Source organism: Kitasatospora sp. NPDC002543, assembly GCF_053594915.1.
The window spans coordinates 42,483-57,649 of record NZ_JBSFWR010000009.1; the positions used below are offsets into that span (position 1 = coordinate 42,483).

General features: G+C 72.8%; 12 protein-coding genes. 8 read left to right on the forward strand and 4 right to left on the reverse strand.

Annotated features, from left to right (window positions below; all coding sequences use genetic code 11):
- Positions 1-83: 83 nt before the first annotated feature.
- The 5 genes from dnaK (at position 84) to ACWD4P_RS06505 (ending at position 5,661) form a co-directional block, all read left to right on the forward strand.
- Complete coding sequence (gene dnaK / locus ACWD4P_RS06485) at positions 84-1,925, forward strand: molecular chaperone DnaK (RefSeq protein ID WP_359817788.1); 1,842 nt, start codon at positions 84-86, stop codon at positions 1,923-1,925.
- The gene (grpE, locus tag ACWD4P_RS06490) at positions 1,922-2,539 is read left to right on the forward strand and encodes a nucleotide exchange factor GrpE (protein WP_359817786.1); all 618 of its coding nucleotides are present in this window, start codon (positions 1,922-1,924) and stop codon (positions 2,537-2,539) included. The genes dnaK and grpE overlap by 4 nt, the downstream gene beginning before the upstream one ends.
- A gap of 223 nt (positions 2,540-2,762) precedes the next feature.
- Positions 2,763-3,929 carry a molecular chaperone DnaJ gene (dnaJ, locus tag ACWD4P_RS06495; RefSeq protein WP_359817784.1) on the forward strand — a complete coding sequence of 389 codons (1,167 nt, stop codon included), beginning with the start codon at positions 2,763-2,765 and terminating at the stop codon, positions 3,927-3,929.
- A gap of 7 nt (positions 3,930-3,936) precedes the next feature.
- Positions 3,937-4,467, forward strand: coding sequence for a heat shock protein transcriptional repressor HspR (locus ACWD4P_RS06500; protein WP_359817782.1), 531 nt, complete (start codon positions 3,937-3,939; stop codon positions 4,465-4,467).
- Positions 4,468-4,659: 192 nt separating this feature from the next.
- Positions 4,660-5,661 (forward strand): helix-turn-helix domain-containing protein, encoded by a 1,002-nt coding sequence (locus tag ACWD4P_RS06505; RefSeq protein WP_359817780.1) that lies wholly within the window; start codon positions 4,660-4,662, stop codon positions 5,659-5,661.
- A gap of 135 nt (positions 5,662-5,796) precedes the next feature.
- Here the strand turns inward: ACWD4P_RS06505 and ACWD4P_RS06510 are convergent, their stop codons facing one another.
- Positions 5,797-6,060, reverse strand: a complete 264-nt coding sequence (locus ACWD4P_RS06510) for a hypothetical protein (protein ID WP_359817778.1) — start codon at positions 6,058-6,060, stop codon at positions 5,797-5,799.
- 231 nt (positions 6,061-6,291) lie between these two features.
- Here ACWD4P_RS06510 and ACWD4P_RS06515 point away from each other — a divergent pair, with 231 nt between their 5' ends.
- Positions 6,292-6,909, forward strand: a complete 618-nt coding sequence (locus tag ACWD4P_RS06515) for a TIR domain-containing protein (RefSeq protein WP_051709310.1) — start codon at positions 6,292-6,294, stop codon at positions 6,907-6,909.
- A 577-nt stretch (positions 6,910-7,486) separates the two neighbouring features.
- On the opposite strand, the gene ACWD4P_RS06520 is transcribed toward ACWD4P_RS06515, so the two are convergent.
- The 3 genes from ACWD4P_RS06520 to ACWD4P_RS06530 all read right to left on the reverse strand — a co-directional run bounded on the left by ACWD4P_RS06520 (position 7,487) and on the right by ACWD4P_RS06530 (position 11,336).
- Positions 7,487-8,521, reverse strand: a complete 1,035-nt coding sequence (locus tag ACWD4P_RS06520) for a LuxR C-terminal-related transcriptional regulator (RefSeq protein ID WP_449778792.1) — start codon at positions 8,519-8,521, stop codon at positions 7,487-7,489.
- Positions 8,511-9,500: a LuxR C-terminal-related transcriptional regulator gene (locus ACWD4P_RS06525; RefSeq protein ID WP_449778793.1), complete on the reverse strand. Its 990-nt coding sequence runs from the start codon at positions 9,498-9,500 to the stop codon at positions 8,511-8,513. Before ACWD4P_RS06525 ends, ACWD4P_RS06520 begins: the two co-directional genes overlap by 11 nt.
- 723 nt (positions 9,501-10,223) lie before the next feature.
- The gene (locus ACWD4P_RS06530) at positions 10,224-11,336 is read right to left on the reverse strand and encodes a TDT family transporter (protein WP_449778794.1); all 1,113 of its coding nucleotides are present in this window, start codon (positions 11,334-11,336) and stop codon (positions 10,224-10,226) included.
- 70 nt (positions 11,337-11,406) lie between these two features.
- Here ACWD4P_RS06530 and ACWD4P_RS06535 point away from each other — a divergent pair, with 70 nt between their 5' ends.
- Entirely contained in the window at positions 11,407-12,360 is a 954-nt protein-coding gene (locus tag ACWD4P_RS06535) for a LysR family transcriptional regulator (protein WP_359817770.1), read from the forward strand.
- Positions 12,361-12,488: 128 nt separating this feature from the next.
- Positions 12,489-15,110 carry an ATP-dependent chaperone ClpB gene (gene clpB, locus ACWD4P_RS06540; protein ID WP_359817768.1) on the forward strand — a complete coding sequence of 874 codons (2,622 nt, stop codon included), beginning with the start codon at positions 12,489-12,491 and terminating at the stop codon, positions 15,108-15,110.
- The last annotated feature ends 57 nt before the right edge of the window (positions 15,111-15,167 follow it).

Consider the following 15,167-nt stretch of genomic DNA (forward strand, 5'->3'; position numbering starts at 1 on the left):
CGAACTCATACCTGTTGACGCGACCCACCGGGTCGTGCATCCTTGAGCCTGTAAAGCTCAACTCTTCCGTGGAGGTATCTACGATGGCACGCGCGGTCGGCATCGACCTCGGTACGACGAACTCGGTCGTCAGCGTTCTGGAGGGTGGCGAGCCCACCGTCATCACGAACGCCGAGGGCGCTCGGACCACGCCGTCCGTCGTCGCCTTCGCGAAGAACGGCGAGGTCCTGGTCGGCGAGGTGGCCAAGCGCCAGGCGGTCACCAACGTCGACCGCACCATCCGCTCGGTCAAGCGCCACATGGGCACCGGGTGGAAGATCAACATCGACGGCAAGGACTTCAACCCCCAGCAGATCTCGGCCTTCGTGCTGCAGAAGCTGAAGCGGGACGCCGAGGCGTACCTGGGCGAGACCGTCACCGACGCCGTCATCACCGTCCCGGCGTACTTCAACGACTCCGAGCGCCAGGCCACCAAGGAGGCCGGCGAGATCGCGGGCCTGAACGTCCTGCGCATCGTCAACGAGCCGACCGCGGCCGCCCTCGCGTACGGCCTCGACAAGGACGACCAGACCATCCTGGTCTTCGACCTCGGCGGCGGCACCTTCGACGTCTCCCTGCTGGAGATCGGCGACGGGGTCGTCGAGGTGAAGGCCACCAACGGTGACAACCACCTCGGTGGCGACGACTGGGACCAGCGCGTCGTCGACCACCTGGTCAAGGTCTTCCAGTCCGGCCACGGCGTCGACCTGTCCAAGGACAAGATGGCCCTCCAGCGTCTGCGCGAGGCCGCCGAGAAGGCGAAGATCGAGCTGTCCTCGTCCTCCGAGACCTCGATCAACCTGCCGTACATCACGGCCTCCGCCGAGGGCCCGCTGCACCTGGACGAGAAGCTCACCCGCGCCCAGTTCCAGCAGCTGACGGCGGACCTGCTGGAGCGCTGCAAGGTCCCGTTCCACAACGTCATCAAGGACGCCGGCATCTCGCTCTCCGAGATCGACCACGTCGTCCTGGTCGGTGGCTCGACCCGCATGCCGGCCGTCGCCGAGCTCGTCAAGGAGCTGACCGGCGGCCAGGACGCCAACAAGGGCGTCAACCCGGACGAGGTCGTCGCCATCGGCGCCGCGCTGCAGGCCGGTGTCCTGAAGGGCGAGGTCAAGGACGTCCTGCTGCTCGACGTCACCCCGCTGTCCCTCGGCATCGAGACCAAGGGCGGCATCATGACCAAGCTGATCGAGCGCAACACCACGATCCCGACCAAGCGCTCCGAGATCTTCACCACGGCCGAGGACAACCAGCCGTCCGTGCAGATCCAGGTCTACCAGGGCGAGCGCGAGATCGCCGCGTACAACAAGAAGCTCGGCATGTTCGAGCTGACCGGCCTGCCGCCGGCGCCGCGCGGCCTGCCGCAGATCGAGGTCACCTTCGACATCGACGCCAACGGCATCATGCACGTCGGTGCCAAGGACCTCGGCACCGGCAAGGAGCAGAAGATGACCGTCACCGGCGGCTCCTCGCTGCCGAAGGACGAGGTCGACCGCATGCGCCGCGAGGCCGAGCAGTACGCCGAGGACGACCACAAGCGTCGCGAGACCGTGGAGACCCGCAACTCCGCCGAGCAGCTCGTCTACTCGACCGAGAAGTTCATCGCCGACAACGCCGACAAGCTGCCGGGCGACGTCAAGACCGAGGTCGAGACCGCCATCGGCGAGCTCAAGGAGGCCCTGAAGGGCGAGGACATCGCGAAGATCCGCGAGGCCTCGGAGAAGGTCTCCACCACCGCGCAGAAGCTCGGCCAGGCGCTGTACGCCAACGCCGACGCCCCCGCCGGTGCCGCCGCTGCCGGTGACTCCGCCCAGGCCAAGGACGACGACGTCGTCGACGCCGAGATCGTGGACGACGAGAAGCCCAAGGGCGGTGCGGCATGACGGACAAGCCGCAGGGTGGCAAGCCCGGCGACGACTCCGCCGCCGAAGAGGCTGTGATCAAGGCTGCCGAGGAGGCCGCCGCGGCCGGCTCCGGAGAGTCCGGTTCGGACGAGGCCGCCGCTGCCAAGCGCGAGCTCGCCGAGCGCACCGGTGACCTCCAGCGCCTCCAGGCCGAGTACCAGAACTACCGCAAGCGGGTCGAGCGCGACCGGCTGACCGTCCGCGAGATCGCCGTCTCCAACATCCTGGAGTCGCTGATCCCGGTCCTGGACGACATCGGCCGCGCCCGCGAGCACGGCGAGGTCACGGGCGGCTTCAAGTCCGTCGCCGAGTCGCTGGAGACGGTCGTCGCCAAGCTGGGCCTGCAGCAGTTCGGCAAGGAGGGCGAGCCCTTCGACCCGACCATGCACGAGGCGCTGATGCACAGCTACTCCTCGGACGTCACCGAGGACACCTGTGTGCAGATCCTCCAGCCCGGCTACCGCATCGGCGAGCGGATCATCCGCCCGGCGATGGTGGCCGTCGCGGAGCCCCAGCCCGGCAGCCAGGCGTCCTCGGACGCCGAGGCGAAGTCCGCCGACGCGGACAAGTCCGACGGTGGCTCGGACAGCTGACAACCTGTGACAGCTGACACCCAGTGCGCTGCGGAGTCGTACGCCGGCCAGTACGGCGGCCGGCTCCGCAGCGCTCTGTCAACAGCCCTTCGCCCGGTGCCTGTTGACAGTTCTGTGACGATGGACATCGGGAGGTGGCGGAAGCCGTGAGCGAGCGCAGCGAGCGAACCGTTGAGGGGCGCGTGTACCGCTCTGCGGCTGCCGAGTGCAGCGAGGTGGACGCATGAGCGGCAAGGACTACGTGGAGAAGGACTACTACAAGGTCCTCGGCGTGCCCAAGGACGCCACCGCCACCGAGATCAAGAAGACCTACCGCAAGCTCGCGCGCGAGTTCCACCCCGACGCCAACAAGGGTGACGCCAAGGCCGAGGAGCGGTTCAAGGACATCTCCGAGGCGTACGACGTCCTCTCCGACGAGAAGCGCCGCAAGGAGTACGACGAGGCCCGCAGCCTCTTCGCCAACGGCGGCTTCCGGGCCGCCGGCGGCCCCGGCGGCACCGGCAGCTACAGCTTCGACTTCGGCGACCTCTTCAGCGGGAGCCAGGGCGGCCCCGGCGGCGGTGGCGGCGGCATCGGCGACGTCTTCGGCGGCCTCTTCAACCGCGGCGGCACCCGGCAGGCCCAGCCCCGGCGCGGCGCGGACGTCGAGACCGAGGTGACGCTCTCCTTCGAGGAGGCGGTGGACGGCGCGACCGTCCCGCTGCGGATGACCAGCCAGGCCCCCTGCCGCACCTGCAACGGCACCGGCGCCAAGTCCGGCACCACCCCGCGGGTCTGTCCGACCTGCGTCGGCGCGGGCACCGTCAGCCGCGGCCAGGGCGCCTTCGCGCTCTCCGAGCCGTGCAAGGACTGCCGCGGCCGGGGCATGATCGTCGACGACCCGTGCACCGACTGCCACGGCAGCGGCCGGGCCAGCTCGGCCCGCACCATGCAGGTCCGGATCCCGGCCGGCGTCCAGGCCGACCAGCGCATCCGGCTGAAGGGCAAGGGCGCCCAGGGCGAGCGCGGCGGGCAGCCCGGTGACCTCTACGTCACCGTGCACGTCGACCCGCACCCGGTCTTCGGGCGCAAGGGCGACAACCTCACCGTCACCGTCCCGGTCACCTTCCCCGAGGCCACGCTCGGCGCCACCATCGAGGTGCCCACGCTGAACGGTCCGGCGGTGAAGCTCAAGCTGCCCCCGGGCAGCGCCAACGGCCTCACCATGCGCGCCCGTGGCAAGGGCGCCACCCGCAAGGACGGCACCCGCGGCGACCTCCTCGTCACCGTCGAGGTCGTGGTGCCCCGGCACGTCACCGGCGACGCGCTGAACGCCCTCGAGCAGTACCGCGAGGCCACCGCCTCCGACGATCCGCGCGCCGCCCTGTTCCGGGCGGCGAAGGGAGCGTGACGACCAGATGTCCCCGATGAATCCGATCGACCCCGACACCCCGATCGGCGCCGGCCTCGGCGAGGGCCTGCCCGGCGCCGGCCCCCGCCGCACCCGCCGGGCCGCCGCGGCACCGCCGCCGTACGTCCTCACCGAGGACACCCCGGTGTACGTCATCTCCGTGGCCGCCGAGCTGTCCGGTCTGCACCCGCAGACCCTGCGCCAGTACGACCGCCTCGGCCTGGTCTGCCCCGACCGCACCGCCGGCCGCGGCCGCCGCTACTCCGCGCGCGACATCCAGCAGTTGCGCGAGGTCCAGCGGCTCTCCCAGGACGAGGGCATCAACCTGGCGGGCATCAAGCGGATCATCGAGCTGGAGAACCAGGTCACCGCCCTCCAGTCCCGCATCGCGGAACTGGTCGACTCCCTGGAGGGCGCGGCCACGGCCCTCCAGCAGCGTGAGGCGGCCGTCCACGCCTCCTACCGCCGCGACCTCGTCCCGTACCAGCCGCCCACCCCGCAGTCCAGCGCTCTGGTGGTCTGGCGCCCCAAGCGCTGACGGGACCATCCACCGGCCGCCGGCCCCTCCTCCCGGGGGGTGCCGGCGGCTGCCGTGTGGTGAGAGAGTGTCGATCCGGCGACCGGCCCTGGTTCAGGGGGGAGCGGCGATCTCATCGTCAGTAATGGTCACCCGCCCTAGGATCTGATGGAACGGGTCCCGGCGGGTCTGGGTCAACGGCAAGGAGCCGACATGAGTGGACGAGCTCAACTCGGCCCCATCGCAGGTGGGGCACCAATACTCTCGGCAGAAGCTCGTGCGCTCTTCCTGCGAATCGTCAGGGCCGGCGGTCGTACGCCACAAGTCGCCGCATCCCCGGAGGACTCGGGTCCGCAGGACGAATTGATCCGAATAGGGCTGCTGGTACCGGACCTCGACAGCCTGGACAACCTGGTCGCCATCGACCCGACCCAGCTCTCGGAGAGCCTCAGCAGCTCATGGCAGCGGCAGGCACTCGACCTTCTTTCCCGGTCCGTCGCACTTCCCGCCGAATTGAGCGACCTCGCCCAGGAGTTTCACACTCCGGGGCAGGGGGGCGGCTCTATCGAGTACGTCCACGGAAAGGTGCTGATAAACCAGAAGATGCAGCAGTACGCGGATGCCGGCGCGGAAGAGGCACTGGCACTCCAACCGGGGGGCCCGAGACCTCCCGAACTGCTGGCTTCGGTGATCGACCGGGACCTCGCCATGCTGGGCAACGGCACGGAGATCCGGACGATCTACCACGCCAGCACGCGCTACCACCAGCCCACTCGGGACTACGTGGCGCGCCTGGCCAAGGCCGGCGGGCAGTACCGGACCCTGGACGAGCCCTACACCCGGCTCATCGTCATAGACCGGAAAATCGCCGTCATCCCGGTCGCGCACGACTTGAACATGGCGGCGTTCATCCACGAACCGGCGGTGGCGAGCTATCTCGCCGAGCAGGTATTCGAGCCCAGTTGGAGTCGCGCGCTGGACTTCGACGGGGATCGCACCGTCCCCCAGCAAGTGGTCTCCCGGCTCCGCCAGACGATCATCGATCTGCTGCTGGCCGGGACCAACCACCGGGTCATCGCGAGACGCCTGGGAATCAGCGAACGCACCCTGGCGCGCCACATCGCCGAGATGCGCGAGGAGTACAACGTGGACTCGTTGTTCCAACTCGGGTACGCGTTGGCGCAGGCCGAATCCGCCGGCGGGAAACGGCCGTAGGGCCGGATCTCGACGGCAGTCCTCCGGCTCCGCGCGGGTCGTGGCGCGACGGAACGCTCCGTACGCGAAGCCACTGGCCGCGGCCGGACTCGCCCGACGGACGGCCCCCGGTCCGGATCCGCCCGACGTGCGCGACTAGCCCCAGCTGATGTCGTCCATGGCGACGACGGAAGCGACGGCCGAGGAATCGGACGCGTCGTTCACGTGGTCGACCGCGAGGAATCCACCCAGCACCGCAGCCGCACCGACAACCAGAGGCAGAACCGCCTTACGGACGAAACGGCACAAGTGAGACATACCCACCCCTTCAGTCATCTGCTTCGAACGCAGTGTCACGGCAAACTTATCGACCACATGTTGCCGCAGGGTGCACGAGCCTGCCAATACCTGCACGACCACGGACGCGTCATCTCTCTGCCAGGCAGCCATATGACACCGGGAAGCCCTGGACGGGGCAGGGGCCACCGATGGACGATCAGTTCGCCCCCGATGGTCCAGCATCAACCGACAATTCTGTTGCTGTACTGTCAATTTGACCATAGCAGGGCACCGGAAAAATTGAAGACGCAACCACTCTCAACGCCTGCCGGCACCACTTCATAACCCGGTCGGCCTTTCCCCGGAGTCGACATGACCGAGCCCTACCTGCGTCACCACGACAGCCAGGCCCCTGAGGGTCGGCGTGCACGTGTGTTCCTGGCCGCCCCGCTGATGCGACTGACCGGGCCGGCCGACAGCGTGGTGACCCTCGCCAGCCGGACGCGGCTGACGACGCTCCGCACCACCCTGCTCCGCAGCGGTGCCGCCGTGTACAGCGCGCACCACAGCGACGCCTGGACCATCTCCGGCCGCGCGCCGGAGCCCCGCGTTCCGTCCGACTTCCGCGCCCTCCAGTCCGCCGACCTCGTGTTCGCCTACGTCGGCGCCCCCCTGTCGGCCGGCGTGAGCCTGGAGCTCGGCTGGGCGTCGGCGCTGCGCAAGCCGATCGTCCTGCTCGTCGACGAGGCCATCACCCACAACCCGCTGATCGCCACCATCGAGCAGGTCGCCCCCGTCCTGCCGCTGGTCTTCGACGACACCTGGTCGCAGGAGGCCCTCAACCACACGGTCGAGACCGCGCTGGACTGGGCCGGCATGGCGCTCTCCCTGCGCGAGGGCTTCTGGACCGCCCCCGGCGAGCAGTTCAACGTCCCCCGGCAGCAGCCCCCGGTCCCCGGCTACTGGCCGACCGGCGCCGCCACCGGCTGACCGACGGCTACCCACCGGGCCTCCCCGTCCGGAGTCCTCGCATCCGCCGACCCGATCGGAACAGCGCCTCCACGTCGAACAGCCCACGCAGCCGGGCGATGTGACCGGCGACGGTGCGCTCGCCCAGCCCCGTCCGGCCGGCGATCGCCCGCTGCGTGAGCTCCCGACCGACAGCCGGCCGACCCGTTCGTGGGCCGCGGGCCCCGACGAACCCGCGCACAGCGCGGCCCGGTCCACGCCCCGGGCCTCCTCCCGGCGCTGCGCGAAGACGCCCGCCACGCACCCGACCACCGCCGGATCCGCCACCACGGCGGCGACCTCGTCGCCCGAGGTCGCCGGGATCACGGCGACGGTCCGGCCGGGGACGAGGGCCCGGCCGCACGGGGCGTCGAGGACCCGGATCCGCGAGCCCGTCCGCGTGGTCCCGGCGCCGGACCCGACCTGGTCCCGCTCCGGTCGGACCCGCGGCCGGCCGATCGTGCGGACCGATCCGCCGCGCTCGACGTGACGGCGGGTCCGGGCCCGCGGCCGGCCGCCCTCGCGCGGCACGGCGGGGTGGAGGGCCCGGGCGGCGGCGTCAGTCATGGTGCTCACCCCGGAGCTGCCAGCCGAGGTGGAAGAGGGTCTGCGCACCGTAGCGGTCGCGCAGCCGGGAGATGTGGGCGGCCACGGTGCGCTCGCTCACGCCCAGCCGGACGGCGACGGCCCGTTGGGTGAGGCCGCGCGCGAGCAGCCGGCCGATCCGGACGGTGGTGGCGGAGGGCGCGTCGAGGTACCGGCCCGCGGGGGCGGCCCGGGCCCAGTCGCGTTCGAACTGGGCGACCAGGTGGGCGACGGTGGTGGAGTCGGTGAGGAAGACGGCCCGGCCGAGGTCCTCGGCGGCGGGGATGACGGCCACCGCGCGGTCGAAGACCAGCACCCGCTCGTACGGTTCGGCGAGGACCCTGACCTGGGCGCCCTGCCCGGTGCGCAGGGCGATCTGGCTCCACACCGCGGGATCGGTCAGGGTGACCGGCTGGTAGAGCGTGCGCAGCGAGCAGCCGCGGCGCAGCAGCGAGAGGTCCTGGGCGAGGGCCATCCGGAGGCCTTCCAGCGGGCGCGGTCCGGGCTGGGCGGCCAGGACCTCCTCCCGGCACTCCGAGACGAGCTCGCCGACCCGCCGGCGGACCTCGGCGGCGCCGCCGACGGTACCGGCCCCGGGATCGCCGGCCCCCCGAGCACCGGTTCCGGGAGCCTCGGCACGAGGAGCCTCGGCCGCGGGACCTTCGGACCGCGGTTCGACGGCCCGGGGGCCGAGGGGCGGCGGGCTCCCGACCGGGTGGCGGGCCGCGTCGTAGGCGCCGGCCAGCGGCCCGAGGGTGGCCGGGAGCCGCTCCGCGTACTGCAGCAGGCAAAGGGCGCGGTTGCGCAGCTCGACGCCGATCCGCTCGCCGAGGGCGCGCGGGCTGGCGGCCGTCCAGCCGGTGGCGGTGGGGGTCAGCAGGCCCCGGGCGACGAGGGCGGCCAGCGCGGGGCGGTCGGCGGGGGCGAGGTCCTCGGGGCGCAGCCGGCCGCCGCCGCGCACGGCGGCGAGGTAGAGCGCCCGCTCGGCCGGGCCCGGCTCATCGGTCATCGCGGGCGCCCCGCATCAGCCAGCCGAGCTGGAAGAGGGTCTGCGCGCCGTAGCGGTCGCGCAGCCGGGAGATGTGGGCGGCGACGGTGCGCTCGCTGAGGCCCAGCCGGGTGGCGACGGCGCGCTGGGTGAGGCCGCGGGCGAGCAGCCGGCCGACCCGGTCGGGGACGGTGCGGGCGGGTGCCAGGCCGAACGCGGCGGACTCGGCGGTGTCGGCCCTGGCCCAGTCGCGCTCGAAGGTGCCGACCAGGTAGCCGATGGTGGCCGGGTCGGTGATGAAGGCCGCGGTGCTGTTGTCGTCGTTGGCGGAGATCACGGCGACGGAGCGGTCGAAGACGATCAGCCGTTGGAAGGGCTCGTCGAGCACGCGGATGAGCGAGCCGTGCCGGGTGACCTCCTCGGCGTAGGCGAGGGCGGGCGGGTCGGCGAGGGCGCCCGGCTGGTAGATGGTGCGCAGCGAGCAGCCCCGCTGGAGCAGTTGGACGTCCTGGAGGAGGGCGACCTGGAGGGTGTCGGCGGGCCGGTGGCCGGGCTGCGCGGTGAGGACCTCGGAGCGGCAGTCGGAGACCAGCTGGGAGATCCGCTGGCGGATGTGGACGTGCCCCTCGACGTGGACGGCTCCGCCGGCCCGGTCGGTCGGGCGGGGCATCGCGTCGTAGGCCCGGGTGAGGCCGTCCAGGGCGCCGGGGAGGTTCTCCGCGCGGACCAGCAGCCGGGTGGCCTCGCTGCGCAGTTCGGCGCCGAGGCGGTCGCTGACCGAGCGCGGGCTGACGGCGGTGTAGCAGCGGTCCATCCGGTTGACCATCAACAGCCCGATGTCGATGAGCTGTTGGAGCGCGTCCCGGTCGACGTCCGCGATCTCGCCGGTGGGGACGCGGCCGCCCGCGGCGATGACGGCCAGGTAGAGCTGCCGGGCCGCCTCGTCGGGCTCCTCGCCCACGGGCCCCTGGTGCGGGGTGGCTGCCGGTTCCGCCGTCACGTCGTACTCCCCCTGGGCCCTGCCCGTCGGACGCCTCTCCCCCGGCGCCGACCGTGTTCCCCGCCGCGCCGACCGTGTTCCCGCCGTGCGGGCCGCGGCACCGGTGGGCCGGGCGGGCTCGCGGTGCCGCTGGACCGGTACGGCGTGATCATGGATCAGGCGGTCACGGTACCGGGTGGGACGGCGGGCCCCGGGGCCCGGGTGCCGTCGCACACCGGGTGCCCGGGGCCGCCGTCGCTACGCCAATGCCAAGGCGATCCCGTCGAGGCGGAGCAGCAACGCCTCGACGGGACCGGTCGGAGGCCATCACCACACATGGTCCCCGGCCGGCGCTCTTCCCCCCCGTTCCACCACCGCGGGATGTCGCACCCGCGGTCGGTGTCGAAGAGCGGTTCGCCACCATCAGGCTGCGTTTGCCTGGACGGCTTCGGCGTTGTCTCCACCCTCACAGCGTGACGCCCGGTGAACAAGTGCCGCCCGAGTGCATGTTCGCGCAATTGCAGCTACCTGCATCCCGGTGCGGCCGCGGCGGTCCGGACGGTGGGCCGGATTCCGGTGAAGTCCTGGGCCCGCGGGGGGTGTCGGCGGTCCCCGGCACCGGGCCCGCTTGGCCGTGCACGGTCATTGCGGAGGTGCACGTTCCCGCATCCACGACCGGTCGGGCCCGGCCGGGCCCGGCCCGGAGCCGGCGGGCCGGGGAGCGCCCGTCGAGCCGCGCCCCCGTCAGCCGCGTCCCAGCAGCCGCCCCCGGGCCAGCCCGGCCGCGGTGCCGCCGGCGGCGAGCACCCAGCCGAGCGCCAGCAGCAGGTACAGGCCGACGGCCAACCCGCCGAACCCCCCGAATCCGGTGTGCCGGGCGAGCGCCGAGGCGCCGGTGACGCAGGTGCCGATCGGGAAGGTGAACGCCCACCAGGTCATCGCGAACGGCATCCCGGCCCGCCGGGCGCGCAGGTTCGCGGTGAGCGCGACGGCCAGCCAGAGCATCGCGACGCCGATCACCGCCACGCCGTACAGCTCGGCGAGGTCGAGCATGGCGGGCGCCAGCGCGGGCAGCACCGGCCGGGCGGCGTCGGCGAGCTGGTGGACCGCCGTGACGGACTGGCCGAGCGGGCCGAGCACCAGGAACAGCGTGGGGGTGAGCGCCAGGGCGGACAGCTTGCTGTGGAACAGTCCGGTGAACACGACCGGCAGCAGCACCAGGGTGGCGAGCAGGCCGATCCCGAACAGCGCCCAGCAGCCGTACAGCATGGCCTCCCGGGCCTGCCCGGCCGGCAGGTGCGGGACGAGCGCCGGGCCGCAGGCGGAGGCGACCAGCGGGGCGACCACCGGCAGCAGCCAGGTCGGGTTGGCCTCCAGGGCGGAGACCCGGTGCCGGGTGATCATCAGGTACGGGATGCCGCCGGCCACGGCCAGCGCGTACACGGTGCCCAGGCCCCACAGCACCGCGTCCAGGGCGACCGCGGGACCGGTGCCGATGACCCGGGAGCCGAGCAGCAGGGTGCCCAGCCCGACCGCCAGCAGCGCCATCGGCGGGCAGCCGTAGAAGACCGCGGTGGCCGGGTTGTCCAGCAGTTGGGCGCGGGCCGCCCCGCGGTGCCGGGTGAGGTGGACCAGCCGGGCCCCGGCCAGCACCAGCAGGGCGGCCAGCGAGAGCGCCCACATCACCTCGCCGAAGCCGGTCAGCCCGGGCGGCCGCACCGGCAGGACGGCGGCGCCGTTGGCCAGGATCGCGGTGCCCATCACGGCGGCGTACCAGTTGGGGCCGAGCTGGGCGAGGTCGGGCCGGGGTCGGACGGCGGGACGGGCGAGGGGGCGGATACCGGCCATAGTGGACATGTCCCCACCGTCGCCCGCGGGGCCGGTGGCCGGTAGCGCCGGGACTTCTATGGGGGCATAGCCTGAACCTATGGCTCTCTCCCCGCACGTCCCCGAACTCGGCGCCCTGGAACTGCTGCTCGCGGTGGCCCGGCTGGGCAGCGTCGGGCGGGCCGCGGCCGAGCTGGGCGTCAGCCAGCCGACCGCCAGCGCCCGGATCAAGGGCATGGAGCGGCAGATCGGCGTCGCGCTGCTGGACCGCTCGCCCCGGGGCAGCCGGCCGACCGAGGCGGGGCGGCTGGTGGTCGAGTGGGCCCGGCAGGTGGTGGAGGCGGCGCAGGCGCTGGACGCCGGGATCGACGCGCTGCGCGAGCGGCGGGACGCCAAACTGCGGGTGGTGGCCAGTCTGACCGTCGCCGAGTACCTGATGCCCGGCTGGCTGCTGGGCCTGTCCGACGCCAGCCCGGGGACGGCGGTGACGCTGCGGACGGCGAACTCGGCGGAGGTCGCCGGACACGTCCTGGCCGGGGACGCCGACCTCGGCTTCGTCGAGGGCCCGTCCACCCCGCCCGGACTGGCCGGCGCGGTGGTGGCGGCGGACCGCCTGGTGGTCGTGGTGGCACCCGGCCACCCGTGGGCGCGCCGCCGCACCCCGCTGACCGGAGCCGAGCTGGCGGCCACCCCGCTGGCGCTGCGCGAGCCGGGCTCGGGCACCCGCGAGGTGCTGGAGGCGGCCCTGCGGCCGTACGGGGGCCCGGCGCGGCCCCGGATGGAGCTGGCCTCGTCCACCGCGCTGAAGGCGGCGGCGATGACCGGGGCGGGGCCGGTCTGCCTGAGCGAGCTGGCGGTGGTGGAGGAGCTGGCCACCCGGCGGCTGGTCGAGGTGCCGCTGGTGGAGGAACTGGACCTGCGGCGGCCGCTGCGGGCGGTCTGGCCGGCCGGGCAGCGGCCGAGCGGGCCGGCCCGGGAGCTGCTGGGGCTGACCCGGCAGTCCGGCAAGCGTTCACCGAGAAGTCGGGGCGGAGGGGGAGTCGGTAAAGGTTGAGCGGAATAGACTCAACTTAGTGCATGCTGTACGTGGCAGTGCCGTCGAGCGGCGGTGCCGCGGTGGCAGCACCACGAACAGCAGTGCCGTTGGCAGCAGTGAAGGACGACGAGGGAGGCCCCCCAGCAGTGGACGCCAGCAAGTTCACCACCAAGACCCAGGACGCCCTGGCCGCCGCGATCCGGCAGGCGGGCGCGGCCGGCAACCCGGACGTCAGGCCGGTGCACATCCTGATCGCGCTGCTGGAACAGCCCGAGGGCATCGCCCGGCCGCTGCTGGAGGCGGTCGGCGCCGACGTCACCCGGGTCGGCGCCGAGGCCCGCCGCCAGGCGGCCGCGCTGCCCAGCGCGATGGGCTCGACGGTCTCCGCCCCGCAGCTCGCCCGGGACACCGTCGCGGTGCTCACCGAGGCCGGCAAGCGCGCGAACGACCTGGACGACCAGTACGTCTCCACCGAGCACCTGCTGGTCGGCCTGGCCGCCGAGGGCGGGCAGGCGGCCGAGCTGCTGGTGCAGCAGGGCGCCACGCCGAAGGCGCTGCTGGCCGCGTTCAAGGACGTCCGGGGCAGCGGCCGGGTCACCTCGCCGGATCCGGAGGGCACCTACAAGGCGCTGGAGAAGTACGGCACCGACCTCACCCAGGCCGCCCGGGACGGCAAGCTCGACCCGGTGATCGGCCGCGACCACGAGATCCGCCGGGTGGTCCAGGTGCTCTCCCGCCGGACCAAGAACAACCCGGTGCTGATCGGCGAGCCCGGCGTCGGCAAGACCGCCGTGGTCGAGGGCCTGGCCCAGCGCATCGTGGCCGGCGACGTGCCGGAGTCGCTGCGCGGCAAGCGGCTGGTCTCGCTGGACCTCGGCGCGATGGTCGCGGGCGCCAAGTTCCGCGGCGAGTTCGAGGAGCGGCTGAAGGCCGTCCTGAACGACATCAAGGCCTCGGACGGCCAGGTCGTCACGTTCATCGACGAGCTGCACACCATGGTCGGCGCGGGCGCCGGTGGCGACTCCGCGATGGACGCGGGCAACATGCTCAAGCCGATGCTGGCCCGCGGCGAGCTGCGGATGGTCGGCGCCACCACGCTGGACGAGTACCGCGAGCGGATCGAGAAGGACCCGGCCCTGGAGCGCCGCTTCCAGCAGGTGCTGGTCGGCGAGCCCAGCGTGGAGGACTCGATCGCCATCCTGCGCGGCCTCAAGGGCCGGTACGAGGCGCACCACAAGGTGCAGATCTCGGACGCCGCCCTGGTCGCCGCGGCCACCCTGTCCAACCGCTACATCACCTCCCGCTTCCTGCCCGACAAGGCGATCGACCTGGTCGACGAGGCGGCCTCCCGGCTGCGGATGGAGATCGACTCCTCCCCGGTCGAGATCGACGAACTCCAGCGCTCCGTGGACCGGCTGCGGATGGAGGAGCTGGCCCTGGAAAAGGAGTCGGACCCGGCCTCGGTGGACCGGCTGACCCGGCTGCGGCGCGATCTCGCCGACAAGAACGAGCAGTTGAGCGTGCTGACGGCGCGCTGGGAGCAGGAGAAGAAGAGCCTCAACCGGGTCGGCGAGCTCAAGGAGCGGCTGGACGACCTGCGCGGGGCGCTCGAACGCGCCCAGCGCGACGGGGACTTCGAGCGGGCGTCCAAGCTGATGTACGCCGAGATCCCGGCCGCCGAGAAGGAGCTCACCGACGCCCAGGAGCGGGCCGCCACCGCGGACACCGAGCCCGGGTCCGCCTCCGCCCCGATGGTCAAGGAGGAGGTCGGTCCGGACGACGTCGCGGACGTGGTCGCCTCCTGGACGGGCATCCCGGCCGGCCGGCTGCTGGAGGGCGAGAGCGCCAAACTCCTGCGCATGGAGGATGAGTTGGGCCGACGCCTGATCGGCCAGAAGGAGGCCGTGCAGGCCGTCTCGGACGCGGTGCGGCGCACCCGCTCCGGCATCGCCGACCCGGACCGCCCGACCGGCTCCTTCCTCTTCCTCGGCCCGACCGGCGTCGGCAAGACCGAACTCGCCAAGGCCCTGGCCGACTTCCTGTTCGACGACGAGCGGGCGATGGTCCGGATCGACATGAGCGAGTACGGCGAGAAGCACTCGGTCTCCCGTCTGGTCGGCGCCCCGCCCGGGTACGTCGGCTACGAGGAGGGCGGCCAGCTCACCGAGGCGGTCCGCCGCCGGCCGTACAGCGTGGTGCTGCTGGACGAGGTGGAGAAGGCGCACCCGGAGGTCTTCGACGTCCTGCTCCAGGTGCTGGACGACGGGCGGCTCACCGACGGCCAGGGGCGCACGGTCGACTTCCGCAACGCCATCCTGATCCTCACCTCCAACCTGGGCAGCCAGTACCTGGTCGACCCGGCCACCCCGGAGGCGGAGAAGCGGGAGCTGGTGCTGGGCGCCGTCCGGTCCGCGTTCAAGCCGGAGTTCCTCAACCGGCTGGACGACATCGTGGTCTTCGAGCCGCTGGGCACGGGCGAGCTGAGCCGGATCGTCGACCTCCAGGTGGCCCGGCTGGGCGAGCGGCTGCAGGAGCGGCGGCTCACCCTGGAGGTCACCGAGGCCGCCCGCGACTGGCTGTCGCTCACCGGCTACGACCCGGCGTACGGCGCCCGGCCGCTGCGCCGGCTGGTGCAGTCCGCGATCGGCGACCAGCTGGCCCGGGCGATCCTGTCCGGCGCGGTGCACGACGGGGACACCGTCGTGGTCGAGCGGGACGAGGCGGGCGACCGCCTCACCGTCCGCGGCCGGGGGCCGCTGGAGAAGTAGCACCGCCGGGCGTCCGGCGCACGGGCCGTTCCCTCCGCTCCGGCGGCGGGGGCGGCC

What these genes read in the sequence shown, in the direction of transcription:
- grpE (WP_359817786.1), top strand. Translation starts at nt 1,922, where the DNA reads ATGACGGACAAGCCGCAGGGTGGCAAGCCCGGCGACGACTCCGCCGCC.
- ACWD4P_RS06520 (WP_449778792.1), bottom strand. Translation starts at nt 8,521, where the DNA reads ATGACCGATGAGCCGGGCCCGGCCGAGCGGGCGCTCTACCTCGCCGCC.
- dnaJ (WP_359817784.1), top strand. Translation starts at nt 2,763, where the DNA reads ATGAGCGGCAAGGACTACGTGGAGAAGGACTACTACAAGGTCCTCGGC.
- dnaK (WP_359817788.1), top strand. Translation starts at nt 84, where the DNA reads ATGGCACGCGCGGTCGGCATCGACCTCGGTACGACGAACTCGGTCGTC.
- ACWD4P_RS06530 (WP_449778794.1), bottom strand. Translation starts at nt 11,336, where the DNA reads ATGTCCACTATGGCCGGTATCCGCCCCCTCGCCCGTCCCGCCGTCCGA.
- ACWD4P_RS06505 (WP_359817780.1), top strand. Translation starts at nt 4,660, where the DNA reads ATGAGTGGACGAGCTCAACTCGGCCCCATCGCAGGTGGGGCACCAATA.
- ACWD4P_RS06535 (WP_359817770.1), top strand. Translation starts at nt 11,407, where the DNA reads ATGGCTCTCTCCCCGCACGTCCCCGAACTCGGCGCCCTGGAACTGCTG.
- ACWD4P_RS06500 (WP_359817782.1), top strand. Translation starts at nt 3,937, where the DNA reads ATGTCCCCGATGAATCCGATCGACCCCGACACCCCGATCGGCGCCGGC.
- ACWD4P_RS06515 (WP_051709310.1), top strand. Translation starts at nt 6,292, where the DNA reads ATGACCGAGCCCTACCTGCGTCACCACGACAGCCAGGCCCCTGAGGGT.